The organism is Krasilnikovia sp. MM14-A1004 (genome assembly GCF_047159485.1).
Lineage (GTDB): Bacteria > Actinomycetota > Actinomycetes > Mycobacteriales > Micromonosporaceae > Actinoplanes.
In genome coordinates, this window is record NZ_AP038773.1 from 104,932 (window position 1) to 121,071 (window position 16,140).

13 protein-coding genes are annotated in these 16,140 nt (G+C 70.3%); 8 read left to right on the forward strand and 5 right to left on the reverse strand.

The window, feature by feature from the left end:
• Window positions 1–56: 56 nt before the first annotated feature.
• From ACMCNN_RS00495 to ACMCNN_RS00530, 8 genes are all read left to right on the forward strand, one after another.
• Window positions 57–3,020: a DNA polymerase III subunit gamma and tau gene (locus ACMCNN_RS00495; RefSeq protein ID WP_412744206.1), complete on the forward strand. Its 2,964-nt coding sequence runs from the start codon at window positions 57–59 to the stop codon at window positions 3,018–3,020.
• Between the two features lie 118 nt (window positions 3,021–3,138).
• Window positions 3,139–3,447, forward strand: a complete 309-nt coding sequence (locus tag ACMCNN_RS00500) for a YbaB/EbfC family nucleoid-associated protein (RefSeq protein WP_412746993.1) — start codon at window positions 3,139–3,141, stop codon at window positions 3,445–3,447.
• A gap of 4 nt (window positions 3,448–3,451) precedes the next feature.
• Complete coding sequence (recR, locus tag ACMCNN_RS00505) at window positions 3,452–4,045, forward strand: recombination mediator RecR (protein ID WP_412744207.1); 594 nt, start codon at window positions 3,452–3,454, stop codon at window positions 4,043–4,045.
• 357 nt (window positions 4,046–4,402) lie between these two features.
• Window positions 4,403–5,398: an ABC transporter permease gene (locus ACMCNN_RS00510; protein ID WP_412744208.1), complete on the forward strand. Its 996-nt coding sequence runs from the start codon at window positions 4,403–4,405 to the stop codon at window positions 5,396–5,398.
• Between the two features lie 89 nt (window positions 5,399–5,487).
• On the forward strand, window positions 5,488–7,260 hold the full coding sequence (locus ACMCNN_RS00515) for an ABC transporter substrate-binding protein (RefSeq protein ID WP_412744209.1): 1,773 nt from the start codon (window positions 5,488–5,490) through the stop codon (window positions 7,258–7,260).
• Window positions 7,261–7,378: 118 nt separating this feature from the next.
• Complete coding sequence (locus ACMCNN_RS00520; protein ID WP_412744210.1) at window positions 7,379–8,380, forward strand: ABC transporter permease; 1,002 nt, start codon at window positions 7,379–7,381, stop codon at window positions 8,378–8,380.
• Between the two features lie 13 nt (window positions 8,381–8,393).
• Window positions 8,394–9,461, forward strand: a complete 1,068-nt coding sequence (locus tag ACMCNN_RS00525; RefSeq protein WP_412744211.1) for an ABC transporter ATP-binding protein — start codon at window positions 8,394–8,396, stop codon at window positions 9,459–9,461.
• A gap of 17 nt (window positions 9,462–9,478) precedes the next feature.
• Window positions 9,479–10,516, forward strand: coding sequence for an ABC transporter ATP-binding protein (locus ACMCNN_RS00530; RefSeq protein ID WP_412744212.1), 1,038 nt, complete (start codon window positions 9,479–9,481; stop codon window positions 10,514–10,516).
• A 55-nt stretch (window positions 10,517–10,571) separates the two neighbouring features.
• Here ACMCNN_RS00530 and ACMCNN_RS00535 read toward each other — a convergent pair whose 3' ends face one another.
• From ACMCNN_RS00535 to ACMCNN_RS00555, 5 genes are all read right to left on the reverse strand, one after another.
• Window positions 10,572–12,002 carry a calcium-binding protein gene (locus ACMCNN_RS00535; RefSeq protein ID WP_412744213.1) on the reverse strand — a complete coding sequence of 477 codons (1,431 nt, stop codon included), beginning with the start codon at window positions 12,000–12,002 and terminating at the stop codon, window positions 10,572–10,574.
• Between the two features lie 145 nt (window positions 12,003–12,147).
• Entirely contained in the window at window positions 12,148–12,540 is a 393-nt protein-coding gene (locus ACMCNN_RS00540) for a hypothetical protein (protein ID WP_412744214.1), read from the reverse strand.
• Entirely contained in the window at window positions 12,540–13,193 is a 654-nt protein-coding gene (locus ACMCNN_RS00545; RefSeq protein ID WP_412744215.1) for an HNH endonuclease family protein, read from the reverse strand. The genes ACMCNN_RS00540 and ACMCNN_RS00545 overlap by 1 nt, the downstream gene beginning before the upstream one ends.
• Window positions 13,194–13,351: 158 nt before the next feature.
• Complete coding sequence (gene leuA, locus ACMCNN_RS00550; RefSeq protein WP_412744216.1) at window positions 13,352–15,091, reverse strand: 2-isopropylmalate synthase; 1,740 nt, start codon at window positions 15,089–15,091, stop codon at window positions 13,352–13,354.
• A 214-nt stretch (window positions 15,092–15,305) separates the two neighbouring features.
• On the reverse strand, window positions 15,306–16,109 hold the full coding sequence (locus tag ACMCNN_RS00555; protein ID WP_412744217.1) for a hypothetical protein: 804 nt from the start codon (window positions 16,107–16,109) through the stop codon (window positions 15,306–15,308).
• Between the last annotated feature and the right edge of the window lie 31 nt (window positions 16,110–16,140).

Here is a 16,140-nt window from a genome sequence, read left to right on the forward strand (position 1 = left end):
TTTGGTGTTGTCACACCCTCGGCGGAGAATGGCGCGGTCGAGAGGAGGCGGCAGGAGTGGCACTCGCGCTCTACCGCAAGTACCGGCCCCGCACCTTCGCCGAGGTCATCGGGCAGGAGCACGTCACCGAGCCGCTGTCGCAGGCGCTGCGCAGCGGCCGGTTGCACCATGCGTACCTGTTCTCCGGGCCACGCGGCTGTGGCAAGACCTCCAGCGCCCGGATCCTCGCCCGCTCCCTGAACTGCATTCACGGCCCGACACCGGAGCCGTGCGGGGTCTGCCCGTCCTGCCAGTCGCTGGCCAACGACGGGGCCGGGTCGATCGACGTGATCGAGATCGACGCGGCCAGCCACGGCGGCGTCGACGACGCCCGCGAGCTCCGCGAGAAGGCGTTCTTCGCCCCGGCCAGCAGCCGATTCAAGATCTACGTGATCGACGAGGCGCACATGGTCTCGTCGGCCGGGTTCAACGCGCTGCTCAAGCTGGTCGAGGAGCCGCCGGACTACGTCAAGTTCATCTTCGCCACCACCGAGCCGGAGAAGGTGCTCGGCACCATCCGCTCGCGGACCCACCACTACCCGTTCCGGCTGATCCCGCCGGCGGTGCTGCGGCCCTACCTGGCTCAGCTGTGCGAGGCCGAGGGGATCCAGGTGGAGCCGGCGGTCTTCCCGCTGGTCGTGCGCGCGGGCGGCGGCAGCGCGCGGGACACGCTCTCGGTGCTGGATCAGCTCATCGCGGGCGCCGGGCCGGAGGGTGTCACGTACGGTCGCGCTGTCGCCCTGCTCGGCGTCACGGACGGCGCGCTCATCGACGAGATGTGCGACGCGATCGCGGCCGGCGACGGCGCGGCGGCGTACGCGACGATCGACCGTGTCGCCGAGGCCGGTCACGACCCGCGCCGCTTCGCCTCCGACCTGCTCGAACGGCTGCGCGATCTGATCGTGCTCCAGCAGGTGCCGGACGCGGTGGCCAAGGGCCTGATCGACGGTCCCGCCGATCAGCTGGAGGCCATGGGCGCGCAGGCCACCCGGCTGGGCCCGGCCACGCTGTCGCGGTGCGCGGACATCGTGCACAACGGGCTCGTCGAGATGCGCGGCACGACCGCACCCCGCCTGTTGCTGGAGCTGGTCACCGCCCGGATGCTGCTGCCGGGCGCCGAGGACTCGACCGGCGCGCTGCTGCAGCGCCTCGAACGCATGGAACGCCGCCTGCCCCCGGGCGGCGACGCCGGGACCGCGGCGGCGGCCGCCCCGCCGGCGGCACAGGCGATGGGACAGGCCGCTGCCCCGGCGGTCGGCCAGCCGTCCCCCGCGGCGGAGGGAAATCCGGCGACGTCGGCGGTACGGCAGCCGGGTGCCGAGTCAGGTGGTGGCACCGGGCTGTCCGCAGCCCGGGCCGCCGCGGCGGCTGCCGGGCGTCGGGCCGCCACGCAGCCCCGCACCACTGCCGACCCTTCTGCGCCCGCCGATCCCGAGCAGGCGGGCCGCGAACGCCAGGCAACGGCTGCACCGGACCCGGCCGCGCCCAACGCGGCCGCGACGGACCCGGCCTCGACGGACCCGGCCTCGACGGCTCACGATGTAGCCGACTCCGATGCCTTCAACGAGTCGCACGACGCCGCCCATTCTGGCGAGGGTGCCGAGTCCCGCGATGCTGCCGAATCCCGTGACCCTGCGGGGTCCCACGACGGTGTCGAGCCACCGGCGGGCGCGGACGGGTCCCCGGCCGCGGATGGCTCTCGGGCCACGGGCGGGCCAGCGGCTGTGGACGGTTCGGTGGAAGCCTCGGACGGCCCGCCGGCGGCCGCCACGGGCGCCGAGCCGGGGCGGTTCACGGTGGATTCGGTCCGCGAGGCGTGGCCCGAGATCATGACGGCCGTCGGACGCAAGAGTAAGAAGATCGCCGCGCTGGCTCAGGGCGCCACCGTTCGTGAGCTCGACGGGCAGACGGTCGTGCTCACCTTCCGGTTCCCGGCGCACGCCAAGATGGTGGCCGCCGATCCGACCCTGATCTCCGACGCCCTGTACGAGTCGCTCGGTGGCCAGTGGCAGATCCGCTGCGATGTGGCGGGCGAGGCCGGTGGGGTGGCGAGCCCGTCCGGCGCGGCCCGGCGCCCCGTGCCGAGTCAGGGTGGATCGCGCGGCCAGGCGCCGGACGCTCGCCGGTCGCCGCAGCCCGGATCCGCTCCGGCGGGCGGCGGTGCCGGTAACGGCGGCACGACGGGTGATGGAGCGGCGGGCGCCGCCTCCGGTCCGACCCGCCGGCGCGAGTCGGCACCCCAGCCCGCACCGAGCGATGAGGGCGACGACTGGCCGGAGCCGGCGCGGCCCGGCGGCGGTTCGACGTCACCACAGGCACCGGCCTCGACCCCGGACGACGGTGCTCCAGGCCAGCCCGGCGACCATGCTCCGACCCGACCCGGCGACCGAGCCCCGGGTGAGCCCGGCGAGGGCGGCGGAGCATCCGGCAGCGCCCGCCGGGCCGGAGCCGGAGTCGACGATCATCGGCCGAGCGCTGCCGATGCCCGTCCGGGACCCGGCGGTCGTGGGCCGGGCACCACCGATCCTCGTTCGGGACCTGGCGGTCGCGGGGCGGGCACCACCGATCCGGGTGCCGGCGGTCGTGGACCGGCGGCGAACGGCAATGCGGCCCGGTCGACCGCTGTCCGCTCCGGTGCACCTGCCGCCTCCGGTGGACTGGCCGCCGCCCGCGCCGCCGCCGCGAACGCCGCCAGGTCGGGCGGTGCCCGCGCCGGTGCGGCGGCGGTATCGGCGCCGACCAGCACCGCCCCCAACGAGCGAGCCGGGGGCTGGTCGGACGGTTCCCCGGCGGAGGAGCCGCCGTACGACCCCGAGTACGACGGTCCGGTGCGTGGCGTCGCGGCGTACGAGGGATTCGATCCGGGTGACGAGCCGCTCGACGACGTGATCGACGAGAAGACCGCGCGCGAGAGCAGCGAGCAGCAGGCCGTACGGCTGCTGCAGGAGGCGTTCGGGGCGGAGAAGATCGGCGAGGCGTGACCCGCCGTCCACACGGACGGCCGCCGTCCGCGCGGACACCGGCGCTGCCCACTACGCTGAGCGGGCGAAAAACCGACGACCCGAGGAGCCGGCCGTGCGTCCTGGTGGACAGCCGAACATGCAGCAGATCATGAAGCAGGCCCAGAAGATGCAGCAGCAGGTCGCGCAGGCGCAGGCCGAGCTGGCCGCGGCCGAGCTGACCGGCACCGCGGGCGGCGGCCTGGTGACCGTGACGGTGACCGGCCTGGGGGAGTACAAGTCGGTCAAGATCGACCCGAAGGTGGTCGACCCGGAGGACCTGGAGACCCTGGAGGACCTGGTTCTCGCCGCCCTGCACAACGCCGCCGAGGCGCAGCGTGAGCTGACCGAGCGGACGATGGGGCCGGTCACGGGCGGCATGGGCGGCCTGGGTCTGCCGGGGTTCTGATTCCGTGTACGAAGGTGCCATCCAGGACCTGATCGACGAGCTGGGGCGGCTGCCGGGCGTGGGCCCGAAGAGCGCCCAGCGGATCGCTTTCCACATCTTGTCCACAGACCCCGCCGACGTGAACCGGCTGGCCACCGCGCTGCGCAAGGTCAAGGAGCTGGTCCGGTTCTGCACGATCTGCTTCAACGTGGCCGAGTCGGAGCAGTGCCGGATCTGTCGCGACCCGCGCCGCACCAACGAGGTGCTCTGCGTGGTCGAGGAGCCCAAGGACATCGTGGCGATCGAGCGTACGGGCGAGTTCCGGGGGCGCTATCACGTCCTGGGCGGGGCCATCAACCCGCTGGAAGGCATCGGGCCGGACAACCTGCGCATCCGCGAGTTGCTGGCGCGGCTGGGCACGGGCGAGGTCAAGGAGCTGATCCTGGCCACCGACCCGAACACGGAGGGGGAGGCCACGGCGACGTACCTGGCGCTGATGGTCAAGCCGATGGGCATCGCGGTAAGCCGCCTGGCCAGCGGCCTGCCGGTGGGCGGTGACTTGGAGTACGCGGACGAGATCACGCTCGGTCGAGCGTTCGAGGGCCGCCGGGCCGTCTGAGATTCCTCCCCGTTACGTCCATTTCGCTTCCTACCAGGCCATCTCCGCGATACCGTCCGTTTGGAACGCGCGGAGGTCACGACGACATCACGGTGGAGACACGGAACTGACCGTGTCGACCCTGCAGCCTTGACCCCGGCCAAGCTGTAGGTGAATGTTCCTAGCGATGGCGGCACACCCGCCGTCGAGTGCCTTCGGAAATCCGGCCGGACCTGGCCGGGATTCGAGGGTCGGCACTCGAGGCTTGCGATAACCGATCGGTTGCCGGGCGCTACGGGAGCCATCGCATCCGGTCGGCAGCGTTGTCGGACGGGTGCTGTGGTCCGGGCATCGGCGGCCGGGGAAGGACCGGCGTAGATGTCGATCGGCCCAGAGGCGACCACCGAGCAGTTATCCTCCTCGGACGGCGCCGCGCGGGAGCCTGGCGAGAAGGCGATCGCGGGTCGTTCGCTCAAGCAGATCGCCTGGCGCCGGCTCAAGAAGGACAAGGTCGCGATGGCCGGCGGCGTCGTGGTGGTCTTCCTGACCTTCATCGCCGTGATCGCCCCGCTGCTGACCAGGTGGTTCGGCCACCCGATCGACGAGTTCCACATCGACAAGATCGACCCGACCTTCGGGACGCCGGTCGGCGGGTGGGGCGGCGTCAGCAAGGACTTCATCCTCGGCGTGGAGCCGACCTCCGGCCGGGACGTGTTCAGCCGGATCGTGTACGGCGCGCAGACCTCCCTGTCGGTCGCCTTCCTCTCCGCCTTCTTCTCCACGCTGCTGGGCGTGCTGTTCGGCCTGTCGGCGGGCTACCTCGGCGGCTGGGTCGACTCGGCGATCAGCCGCGTGATGGACTTCCTCCTGGCCTTCCCCCAGCTGCTGTTCGCGATCGCGCTGGTCTCGGTGCTGCCGGACACCATGTTCGGGCTGGGTGACCGCTGGTCGCGGGTCGCCATCCTGGTCGTGGTCATCGGCTTCTTCGGCTGGCCGTACATCGGCCGTATCGTCCGCGGTCAGACGCTGTCGCTGCGGGAACGTGAGTTCGTCGAGGCTTCCAAGAGCCTCGGTGCCCGCTCGCCGCGGATCCTGTTCAAGGAACTGCTGCCGAACCTGGCGGCGCCGATCCTCGTCTACACGACGCTGATCATCCCGACCAACATCCTCACCGAGGCCGCGTTGAGCTTCCTCGGCGTGGGTATCCCGCCGCCGTGGCCCTCCTGGGGCGGCATGCTGTCGGACGCTATCGCCACGTACCAGTCCGACCCGATGTACATGATCGTTCCGGGCATGATGATCTTCATCACCGTGCTGGCCTTCAACCTCTTCGGTGACGGCCTGCGCGATGCGCTCGACCCGAAGGCCCGGTGACACCGCCGGCCCGGTGACCACCGGGCCGACGGCCATCGCACGATCCGCGGAGCCGCGAGGCTCCGCTGTTCAAGGAACTAGGAGGACAGGTGGCTAGTAAGGCGAGGGTGGTGGCGGTTGCGGGTCTGACCGTCGCTGTGGGTCTCACCACCGCCGCGTGCGGTGGCGGGTCCGACAGCAAGAACGGCGGCACCAGCTCCACCGCTAAAGGCACATATAACGCGGCCACGACCTCGGTCGTGAACCCGAGCACCGCCAAGGGTGGCACGCTCGAACTCTGGAGCGCGCAGGACGCCGACTCGTGGGACCCGGTCCGCGGGTACTACGCGTTCGTGTGGGACCTCAACCGGCTCTACACCCGCAAGCTCGTCGACTACTCGGGCGCGGTGGGCAAGGACGGCCTGAAGCTGCAGCCCGACCTGGCCTCGGCCGAGCCGGAGATCAGCGCCGACAAGAAGACCTACACCTTCAAGCTGAAGCCGGGCATCAAGTTCGACGACGGCACGCCGATCACCTCCAAGGACATCAAGTACGGCGTCGAGCGCGTCTTCGCGCAGGACGTCGTGCCCGGTGGCCCGGTGTACCTGATCGACCTGCTCGACCCGAAGCACGAGTACAAGGGCCCGTACAAGGACACCGACCCGAACAAGCTGGGCCTGAAGGCCGTCGAGACGCCGGACGACTCGACGATCGTCTTCCACCTGGCCAAGCAGTTCGCGGACTTCCCCTACATCCTGGCCATGCCGGGCTCGGGCCCGGTGCCGCAGAAGCGGGACACCGGCGCGCAGTACGGCAAGAAGCCCGCGTCCTCCGGCCCGTACATGATCCAGTCGTACGACCCCGGCAAGAGCGTCAAGTGGGTCCGCAACCCCAACTGGGACCAGTCGACCGACACGATCCGTAAGGCGCTGCCGGACGCGATCAACCTGACCATCACCACCAACGCCGATGACCTGGACAGCCGCCTGATCGCCGGCACCGCGGACCTCGACGTCGGCCAGACCGGTGTGCAGGCCGCGGCCCGCGCGAAGATCCTGCAGGACCCGAACCTTCGGGCCAACGCGGACACCCCGATCACCGGCTTCATCCGGTACGCCGCGATGTCGCAGAAGGTCGCGCCGTTCGACAACGTCGAGTGCCGCAAGGCCGTCATGTACGCCTCCGACCCGACCGCGCTGCAGGCCGCGCGTGGTGGCCCGGTGGCCGGTGGCGACATCGGCACGAACATGCTGCCCCCGAACATCGGTGGCGCGGACCCGTCGTACGACCCGTACGGCCGGGCCCAGGGCAAGCCGCAGCCGGACAAGGCGAAGGCCGCTCTGCAGGCGTGTGGCAAGCCGAACGGGTTCGACACCGTGATCGCGGTCCGCAACAACAAGCCGGCCGAGATCAAGACCGCTGAGGCGCTGCAGGCGTCGCTCAAGACGGTCGGCATCAACGCCAAGATCGACCAGTACGACGGTGCCCAGATCGCGTCCGTGGTCGGCTCGCCCGACAACGTGCACAAGAAGGGCTACGGCATCATGATCGCCGGCTGGGGTGCCGACTGGCCCTCCGGCACCGGTTACCTGCAGGCGCTCGTCGACGGCCGGTTCATCCTGCCGAACGGCAACTTCAACCTGCCGGAGATCAACGACCCGGCGATCAACGGTCTGTTCGACCAGGCCGCGGCAGAGACCGACCTGACCAAGGCGTACGGCCTGTACAGCCAGATCAACACCAAGGTCATGGAAGGCGCCTACTACCTGCCGTTCGTGTTCGACAAGGCGCTGAACTACCGCAACCCGCGCCTGACGAACGTCTACATCCACGACGCCTTCGGCATGGTGGACTTCCAGGCGCTCGGCGTCAGCGGCAAGTAGCAACATCCCCGCCCGCACGCACGTGCCGGGAAGAACGAAGGGCAGGTGAAGGCCGCCCGCGGTGGGCGGGCGTCGGTCCCACAAGGATCGGCGCCCGCCCGCTGTTCGGCCGAACGTCGTGTTGGCATACATCATTCGGCGCCTCCTCAACGCCGTACTCACGTTGCTCGTGGTCACGCTGGTGACCTTCGGGATCTTCTTCATGGTTCCGAAGATCACCGGAAGCGACCCGGCACTGCTCTACATCGGCAAGACCGCCGACGCGGTCTCCGTGGAGGGCATCCGGACCAAGCTGGGTCTGGCCGACCCCGTGATCGTGCAGTACGGCAAGTTCCTGAAAGGGCTCGTCGTCGGCCGTGACTACGCCAACGGCCCGGACGTCACGCACTGCCCGGCACCGTGTATGGGGTACTCGTTCAAGACCGACGAGGAGGTCACCCCCAAGCTGTTGGGCGACCTTCCGGTCACCATCTCCCTGGCCATCGGCGCGGCCGTCATCTGGCTGATCATGGGGGTCGGCGCGGGCGTCATCTCGGCGCTGCGAAAAGGCAGCCTGCTGGACCGTGCGGTGATGTCCACCGCGCTGGCCGGCGTCTCGATGCCGATCTACTTCACGGCGCTGCTCTCCTCTGCCATTTTCGTGTACTGGCTGGAGTGGCTACCGAATCCCTCGTACACCCCGTTCACGGAGAATCCGGCGAAGTGGGCGTCCGGCCTGATCCTGCCGTGGGTCACCCTGGCGTTCCTGTTCGCCGCGACCTACGCCCGGCTCACCCGCGCCAACATGCTGGAGACCCTCGGCGAGGACTACATCCGTACGGCGCGGGCCAAGGGTCTGCGGGAGCGCTCGGTGATCAGCAAGCACGCGCTGCGCTCGGGCCTCACCCCGATCATCACGATCTTCGGTCTGGACCTGGGCGCGCTGCTCGGCGGCGCCATCCTCACCGAGACCGCGTTCAACCTGCACGGCATCGGCTTGCAGGCACTCACCGCGATCCGGGGCAACGACCTGCCGATCATCATCGGGGTCACCCTGATCGCCGCGTTCTTCATCGTCATCATCAACCTGATCGTGGACTTGCTCTACGGCGTCATCGACCCGCGCGTGCGGCTGGGCTGAGGAGGAAGACCACATGTCGATCGACTCGCTGGCCGGCGCTGCCCGCCCGGCCCACCAGGCGGGGCGCCCGTACCTGGAGATCAAGGACCTGACGGTCCGGTTCGAGACCGACGACGGCATCGTCAAGGCCGTGTCGGACTCCTCGTTCAGCGTGGAGCGCGGAAAGACCCTCGGCATCGTGGGCGAGTCCGGCTCCGGCAAGAGCGTCACGTCGCTGGCGATCCTGGGCCTGCACCGTACGCGCAGCAACGCCAAGGTGTCCGGGCAGATCTGGCTGGACGACCAGGAGCTGGTCACGGCCACCGACGAGCAGGTACGCAACCTGCGCGGCGGCAAGATGTCGATGATCTTCCAGGACCCGCTGAGCGCGATGCACCCGTACTTCACGGTCGGGTCGCAGATCGTCGAGGCGTACCGGGTGCACAACCCCAAGGCCAGCAAGAAGGAGGCGCGGACCCGCGCCATCGACATGCTGGCCCGGGTCGGCATCCCGCAGCCGGAGCGGCGCTTCAACGACTACGCGCACCAGTTCTCCGGCGGTATGCGCCAGCGCGCGATGATCGCCATGGCGCTGGTCAACGACCCCTCGCTGCTCATCGCGGACGAGCCGACCACGGCCCTGGACGTGACGGTGCAGGCGCAGATCCTGGACCTCATCCGGGACCTGCAGGCGGAGTTCGGCTCCGCGGTCATCATGATCACCCACGACCTGGGCGTCGTGGCCGAGCTCGCCGACGACGTCATCGTCATGTACGGCGGGAAGATCATCGAGCGGGGCCCCGCGCACGCGGTGTTCGAGCAGCCGCAGCACCCGTACACGTGGGGTCTGCTGGGGTCGATGCCCCGCCTCGACCGTGACCTGCGTGAGCGCCTGAACCCGGTCAAGGGTTCGCCGCCGAGCCTGATCAACCTGCCCTCGGGCTGCGCCTTCCACCCGCGGTGCCCCTATGCCGGGCTGAACGGCGACCGGTCGTTCACCGAGGTGCCGGTGCTGCGGGGCGGACACCACGCGGCCGCGTGCCACCTGTCGCCGGAGCAGCGCTGGGAACTCTTCCAGCGCGACGTGGCACCCAACCTGTGAGCGGGAGTGACAAGACGATGAGCGAGAACCTGCTTCAGGTGTCGGGCCTGCAGAAGCACTTCCCGATCACGAAGGGGCTGTTCAAGCGCCAGGTGGGCGCCGTGCGCGCGGTCGACGGCATCGACCTGGCCGTGCGCGCCGGCGAGACGCTGGGTGTGGTCGGCGAGTCCGGGTGTGGCAAGTCCACGGCCGGACGGCTGTTCACCCGGATCCTGGAGCCGACCGGCGGCAAGATCATGTTCCAGGGTCGGGACGTCTCGCACCTGTCCACGGCCGCGCTGCGCCCGTTCCGGCGCGACGTACAGATGATCTTCCAGGACCCGTACTCGTCGCTGAACCCGCGGCACACGGTCGGCTCGATCATCTCGGCGCCTCTGCAGATCCAGAAGATCCCGACCCCGCAGGGCACCAAGAAGGCCGTGCAGGAGCTGCTGGAACTCGTCGGGCTGAACCCGGAGCACTACAACCGGTACCCGCACGAGTTCTCCGGCGGCCAGCGCCAGCGCATCGGCATCGCCCGGGCGCTCGCGCTGCGGCCCAAGCTGATCGTCGCGGACGAGCCGGTCTCCGCCCTGGACGTGTCGATCCAGGCACAGGTCGTCAACCTGCTCGACGACCTGCAGAGCGAGTTCGACCTCACGTACGTCTTCATCGCGCACGACCTGTCCGTGGTGCGGCACATCTCCGACCGCGTCGCGGTCATGTACCTGGGCAAGGTCGTGGAGATCGCCGACCGCGACGCCCTGTACGCGAGCCCGCGTCACCCGTACACGGTGGCCCTGATGTCGGCCGTGCCGGTGCCGGACCCGAGCCGTCGCGACCGCGCCCAGCGCAACCGGGTGCTGCTCACCGGCGACGTGCCGAGCCCGATCAACCCGCCGTCCGGCTGCCGGTTCCGTACCCGCTGCTGGAAGGCGCAGGAGATCTGCGCGACGGAGGAGCCGCCGCTGGTGCCCCGCGCGGGTGACCCGGCGTCGCACCAGACGGCCTGTCACTTCCCGGTGGTCGAGGGTGAGGCCGTGCAGGGCCGCAGCCCGGCGGGCGCCTCCGCCTGATCTGACACGAAAGCGGCTGCCGACCCCAGCGGGTCGGCAGCCGCTTCGCTTTACGTCAGGGGCGGTCGCGCTCGCAGTTCACCACGACGTCGTTCTCCTCCGGCCGGCAGAGGTCCCCGGCCGCGGTCGCGTCGGCGCCGCCGTCCAGCCGGTCCGGCACGCCGACGTTGTACGCGTCGTCGCCGTCCAGTTCGTCGTCGCCGGCCTCGCCGTAGAGCGAGTCGCGGCCATCCTCACCGACGACCACGTCGTTGCCCGCCCCGGCGTGGACGACGTCGTTGCCGGAGCCCGCGTAGATCACGTTGTCCGCCGCGTTGCCGGTGAGCTTGTCGTTGCCCGCGCCGCCGACGATGCCCTCGACGTCGGCACCGACCGTGTCGTGCTCACCGGCCTGGCCGTCGTCACCCGCCGACCCGTCGAGGTCGACCGTGACCGCAGCGCTGTGGTCCGTGTAGGTGACGGTGTCCTGCCCCGAACCGCCGAGCAGCACATCTGTCGCCGGGCCACCGTAGTAGTTGTCGTCGCCGGAGAGGAGGTCGTTGCCGGCGCCGCCTTCCAGGTGGTCCTTGCCCGCCTGCCCGAACAGGAAGTCGTTGCCGCCGCCACCGAGCAGGGTGTCGTTGCCCCGGCCGCCGTAGAGCACGTCGCGCCGGCCGGTGCCCTTGAGCAGATCGTTGCCCGCGCCGCCGTCGATCTCCTCGACGTCGGTGCCGATGGTGTCGTGCTCGTTCTTGGCGCCGTCGTCGCCGGTGACTCCGTCGGCGTCGGCGGTGACCGCCTTGTCCCGGCCCACGTAGGCGACCGCATCGTCGCCTCCGCTGCCGCCGGAGAACCGGTCAGCGTCCGAGACGAACGGATCGAAGGTTTCCCAGAACACGTCGCGGCCGGCGCCGCCATATTCCGCGTCGTCGCCCTCCATGCCCCACAGGTCGTCGTTGCCGTTGCCGCCGTACAGGGTGTCGTTGCCGATTCCGCCGTCCAGGTTGTCGTCGCCGTCGCCGCCGGACAGGCGGTCATTGCCGTCCTGGCCGAGCAGATAGTCGCGGCCGCCCAGGCCCCACATCTTGTCGCCGCCCGTCCCGCCGTGCAGGTTGTCGCTGCGCGGGCCGCCGGTCAGCCGGTCGTTGCCGCTGCCGCCGTAGGCACTCATCCCGAGGTCGGTCTGGTTCACCACGGAGTCGTTCTTGTCGCCGAGGTAGACCCGGATCCGGGTCGGGGCGGTTGCGGGGGTGCACTGCACCTTTGTCCGATCGCCCTTGACGGCCTTGCAGCCCTTGCCTGCCGTGAGCGGGACCCGGTCGTCGATGGTGATCGTGCGACCGGACCGGGTGACCACAACGGTGTTGGTCGCGCCCTTCGCCGCCTTGTACTGCACCTTCGTGGTCTCCACGACGGAGACCACGCCGGAGGTCGCGGCGTTGGCGGGCGTCGCCAGGGCGCCGACGGACACGACGGTGAGACCGGCGAGGGCGATTCTGGACGACACAAGGGCACGAGAGGGGGCAGAGCGGGGCAAAGATGACTCCTTGGGAGAACCGAGGGATGTCGGAGCCCCTAAATGCTAGGGACGACCACGCGGTTCCGCCGCCCCGAATCGGGCGGCTGTTGCCCTACCTCCGGTCGCCGTGCGATCAGCCCTCCGGGCGGTTGAGCAGGCCCAACGCAATCGCGTGCACCGCGTCGAGGTCGGCCGGGTCGCTCAGCCGCGTGCGGCCGCCGGTGACCACGTACCACTCGTCGGCGTCCTTGTACTGCACGTGGAGGGTGACCTCGCCGCCCGACAGCTCGGTGCGCAGGGTCAGGTCGCCGGTGACGACGCCGACCTCATCGGTCATCACACCGCCGGGCCCGGCCGTGAAATCGGCGGTCCGGCTGGTGGCCGCGGCGGCGTCGCCGGTGACCGTGGGGCCGGCGGCAGGACCGGCGGCGGCTGCGGGGCCGGTGATGGCCGCGGATCCGGCGGCGGCGGACGGGGTGCCGACGGTGGTCGGAGGGCTGGCGGAGGGGTCGGCCGGGTGGGACATCAGCAGGTCTCCAGCATGTCGTCGAGGGCGGCCTTCTCGGCCGAGGTGATGGTCAGCTTCCAGTGACTCTTCACCGCTACCCAATCCCGGGCGTATTCGCACCAGTTTTCGCGGGCCGGGGGTTTCCAGGTCGACGGATCCTGGTCGCCCTTGGCCCGGTTGGAGCCCTGCGACACCGCCACGAGCTGCGGATCGTCCAGGTCGTTCGCGAACTGCTCACGCTGCGGCGTGCTCCACGCCGACGCGCCGGATCGCCACGCGTTGGCCAACGGTACGACGTGGTCGATGTCGACCTGCGCCGGAGCGTTGATCACCTTGCCGTCGTACACGCTGGTCCACGTGCCCCCGACGACGTTGCACCCGGAGGTCTTGACCTTGGTGCCGTCGCGTTTGAGCACCGAGTCGCGGACGTCGCAGTTGGCGCCGGTCGACTGCCAGTGCGGGAACTTGGCCCGGCTGTAGCCGCGCATCGAGCCCGGCGCGGCCACTGCGAGCCCGTCGAGCTGCTTCTCGGCTTCCGCCGCTGTTCCCGGCGCACGGCCGGTCGGGTTGGGGTCACCGGCGGCCGGGTTTCCGGGCGTGCCGGTGCAGCCGGCGGAGGCGAGGACGAGCGCGAGGGTGGCCGCGAGGGGGATGAATGCGCGGGGAGACACGCAGTCATCGTATGAGCGCAACGCCCGCATGGTCAGGCCTGTCACCCGCTGTCCGGATCGTCCGGCGCGTCGCCCGAACGGGACCTTGACGCCAGCGGCACCCCGACCGGACCTCGGGGCGGCGACACGCATCGCAGTGCGCGCCGCCGCGACCGTCGTTATCGGACTCGGTTGACCGCGCTGGTCAGGGCCTTGATCGAGGCGGTGACGATGTTGGCGTCCAGGCCGACGCCCCACACCGTGGTGTCGCCGACCTCGCACTCGACGTACGCGGCGGCCTGGGCGTCGCCACCGGAGGACAGCGCGTGCTCGTGGTAGTCGAGCACCCGGACCTGCACGTCCAGCGGCTTCAGCGCCTGCACGTACGCATCAATGGGGCCGTTGCCGACGCCCAGCAGCGCCCGCCGCGCCCCGCGGTGCCTGACCTCTGCATCGATCTCGACCTTGCCGTCCACTGTGGCGGTGGAGTAGCGCTCCAGCCCGACGATGCCGAACTGCTGGTGGTCGACCAGGTACTCGGCCGCGAAGATGTCCCACATCTGCTGCGGGGAGATCTCGCCGCCCTCGACGTCGGTGACGTGCTGCACCACACCGGAGAACTCGATCTGCAGCCGCCGCGGCAGGTCGAGCTTGTGCTCCTCCTTCATGATGTACGCCACGCCGCCCTTGCCGGACTGCGAGTTCACCCGGATGACGGCCTCGTAGTTGCGGCCCACGTCCTTCGGGTCGATCGGCAGGTACGGCACGCCCCACTCGAAGTCGTCCACGCCCTTGCCGGCCTCGTCCGCGTCGGCCTGCAGGGCGGCGAAGCCCTTCTTGATGGCGTCCTGGTGCGAGCCGGAGAACGACGTGTAGACCAGGTCACCCACGTACGGGTGGCGCTCGTGCACGGGGAGCTGGTTGCAGTACTCGACGGCCCGCTTGATCTCGTCGATGTCCGAGAAGTCGATCATCGGGTCGATGCCCTGGGCGAACATGTTCAGCCCCAGCGTCACCAGGTCGACGTTGCCGGTGCGCTCGCCGTTGCCGAACAGGCAGCCCTCGATCCGGTCGGCGCCCGCCAGCAGACCCAGCTCGGCGGCGGCCACACCGGTGCCGCGGTCGTTGTGCGGGTGCAGGCTCAGCACCAGGCTGTCGCGCCGGGGCAGGTGGCGGTGCATCCACTCGATCGAGTCGGCGTACACGTTGGGAGTGGCCATCTCGACCGTGGCGGGCAGGTTGATGATCAGCGGCCGGGCCGGGGTGGGGTCGATGACGTCGATGACCTTCGAGCAGATCTCCAGCGCGTAGTCCAGCTCGGTGCCCGTGTACGACTCGGGGGAGTACTCGTAGAAGATCTCCGTGTCCGGGGTGTAGATCTCCGCGTACTTCTGGCACAGCCGGGCGCCGCTCGTCGCGATGTCCGTGATCCCGTCCTTGTCCAGGCCGAACACCACGCGCCGCTGCAGGATCGACGTCGAGTTGTAGAAGTGCACGATCGCGCGCTTGGCGCCGCGCAGCGAGTCGAACGTCCGGTCGATCAGGTGCTCGCGGCACTGCACCAGGACCTGGATGGTCACGTCGTCCGGGATCAGGTCCTGCTCGATGAGCTGCCGGACGAAGTCGTAGTCGGTCTGGCTGGCGGCCGGGAAGCCGACCTCGATCTCCTTGTAGCCCATCTGCACCAGCAGCTGGAACATGCGCCGCTTGCGTTCGGGCGACATCGGGTCGATCAGTGCCTGGTTGCCGTCGCGCAGGTCCACCGCACACCAGCGCGGGGCGGCCTCGATCCGGCGGCCGGGCCAGCGGCGGTCGGGCAGATCAACAGCGAACTGATTCAGGTACGGCCGATAGCGGTGGAACGGCATCGCGCTGGGGCGCTGCCGGGCGATCGGATCATCGGAGACGTCGGACGACATGGGTGTGCTCCTCAGGTCAGCGGGTGCGGCAAAGGCGAGGTGATCAGTGCCATGGGCCGACCGGCGCGCGTCAACTCCGCGACGAGGTGCCGGCCAGGGATGGGGCCTCGTCGCGGCAGCGAAGAAGGAGCGCGTACCACATGTCGCAGATGACCCTACGTGATCAATTCGGTCATCGCTAACTCTACGCCCGGATCGTGGGACCCCGGCGGGTTCATTCGGCCGAGGGGACCAGGCTCGACGGGAGCACACTCGGCGGTGGCGGGGGCGCGTCCATGCCCAGCGGGTCGCCCGCGCGTACCGGGCCGGGGAGCTGGACCCGGGGCGGCGGGGCGGCGACCGAACCGTTGAGCACGAGCTGGCCGAAGTCCAGCCGGGCCGCGGTGAGCAGCCCGTCGTCGGCGTAGCAGTAGATGCCCACGTCGAAGGTGGCACTCAGCGACGCCGAGATGGTGTCGACCGCGAAGCACTGCCCCTCCGCGCCGGCCAGCGGCTTGGCCTGGGTGACCGAGAGCGCGGCCCGGCGGTCCGTGAACACGCTCAGCCATTGCCGGAAGACCCGCTCGACCTTCGGATCGTACGGGCGGGGGATCCGGTCGCCCGGGTCCCCGACCCGTACGCAGGAGGCGACCACGGGCTGCAGTGGTGAGGGCAGCGAGCACTGGTACAGCCCGGCGGCGGTCTGCACGACAGACACGTCCGCGGTGCCGCCGAGCGCCCCGCCCGGGATGTCGACCCGCCAGCTGCCGTCGGTCGCCACGGTGACCACGACGTCGCGCGGTGCCTGGCCCGGCGCGGTGTACCGGTACAGCGCCGCGTACCGGTGGTCCTGGGCCAGGGCGGCGCGGGCGGCGAGGTCGACCCGGGCGGCGCCGGGGTCGGGCAGGTCCGCCGCGGGCGCCGACGAACTGGCGGGCGGCGTCGCCGGTGCCGCGCCGCCGCAGGCGGTGACGCCGGTGGCCAGCAGGGCGGCGGTCAACGCGGACAAACCGCGTCGAACAACGGGGGTGGGACGCACCGCGACATTCTCGCCTCCGTGGGCCGTAACC

Coding starts and splice junctions, on each gene's coding strand:
- ACMCNN_RS00510 (WP_412744208.1), top strand. CDS start 4,403: ATGTCGATCGGCCCAGAGGCGACCACCGAGCAGTTATCCTCCTCGGAC.
- ACMCNN_RS00540 (WP_412744214.1), bottom strand. CDS start 12,540: ATGTCCCACCCGGCCGACCCCTCCGCCAGCCCTCCGACCACCGTCGGC.
- ACMCNN_RS00500 (WP_412746993.1), top strand. CDS start 3,139: ATGCAGCAGATCATGAAGCAGGCCCAGAAGATGCAGCAGCAGGTCGCG.
- leuA (WP_412744216.1), bottom strand. CDS start 15,091: ATGTCGTCCGACGTCTCCGATGATCCGATCGCCCGGCAGCGCCCCAGC.
- ACMCNN_RS00530 (WP_412744212.1), top strand. CDS start 9,479: ATGAGCGAGAACCTGCTTCAGGTGTCGGGCCTGCAGAAGCACTTCCCG.
- ACMCNN_RS00525 (WP_412744211.1), top strand. CDS start 8,394: ATGTCGATCGACTCGCTGGCCGGCGCTGCCCGCCCGGCCCACCAGGCG.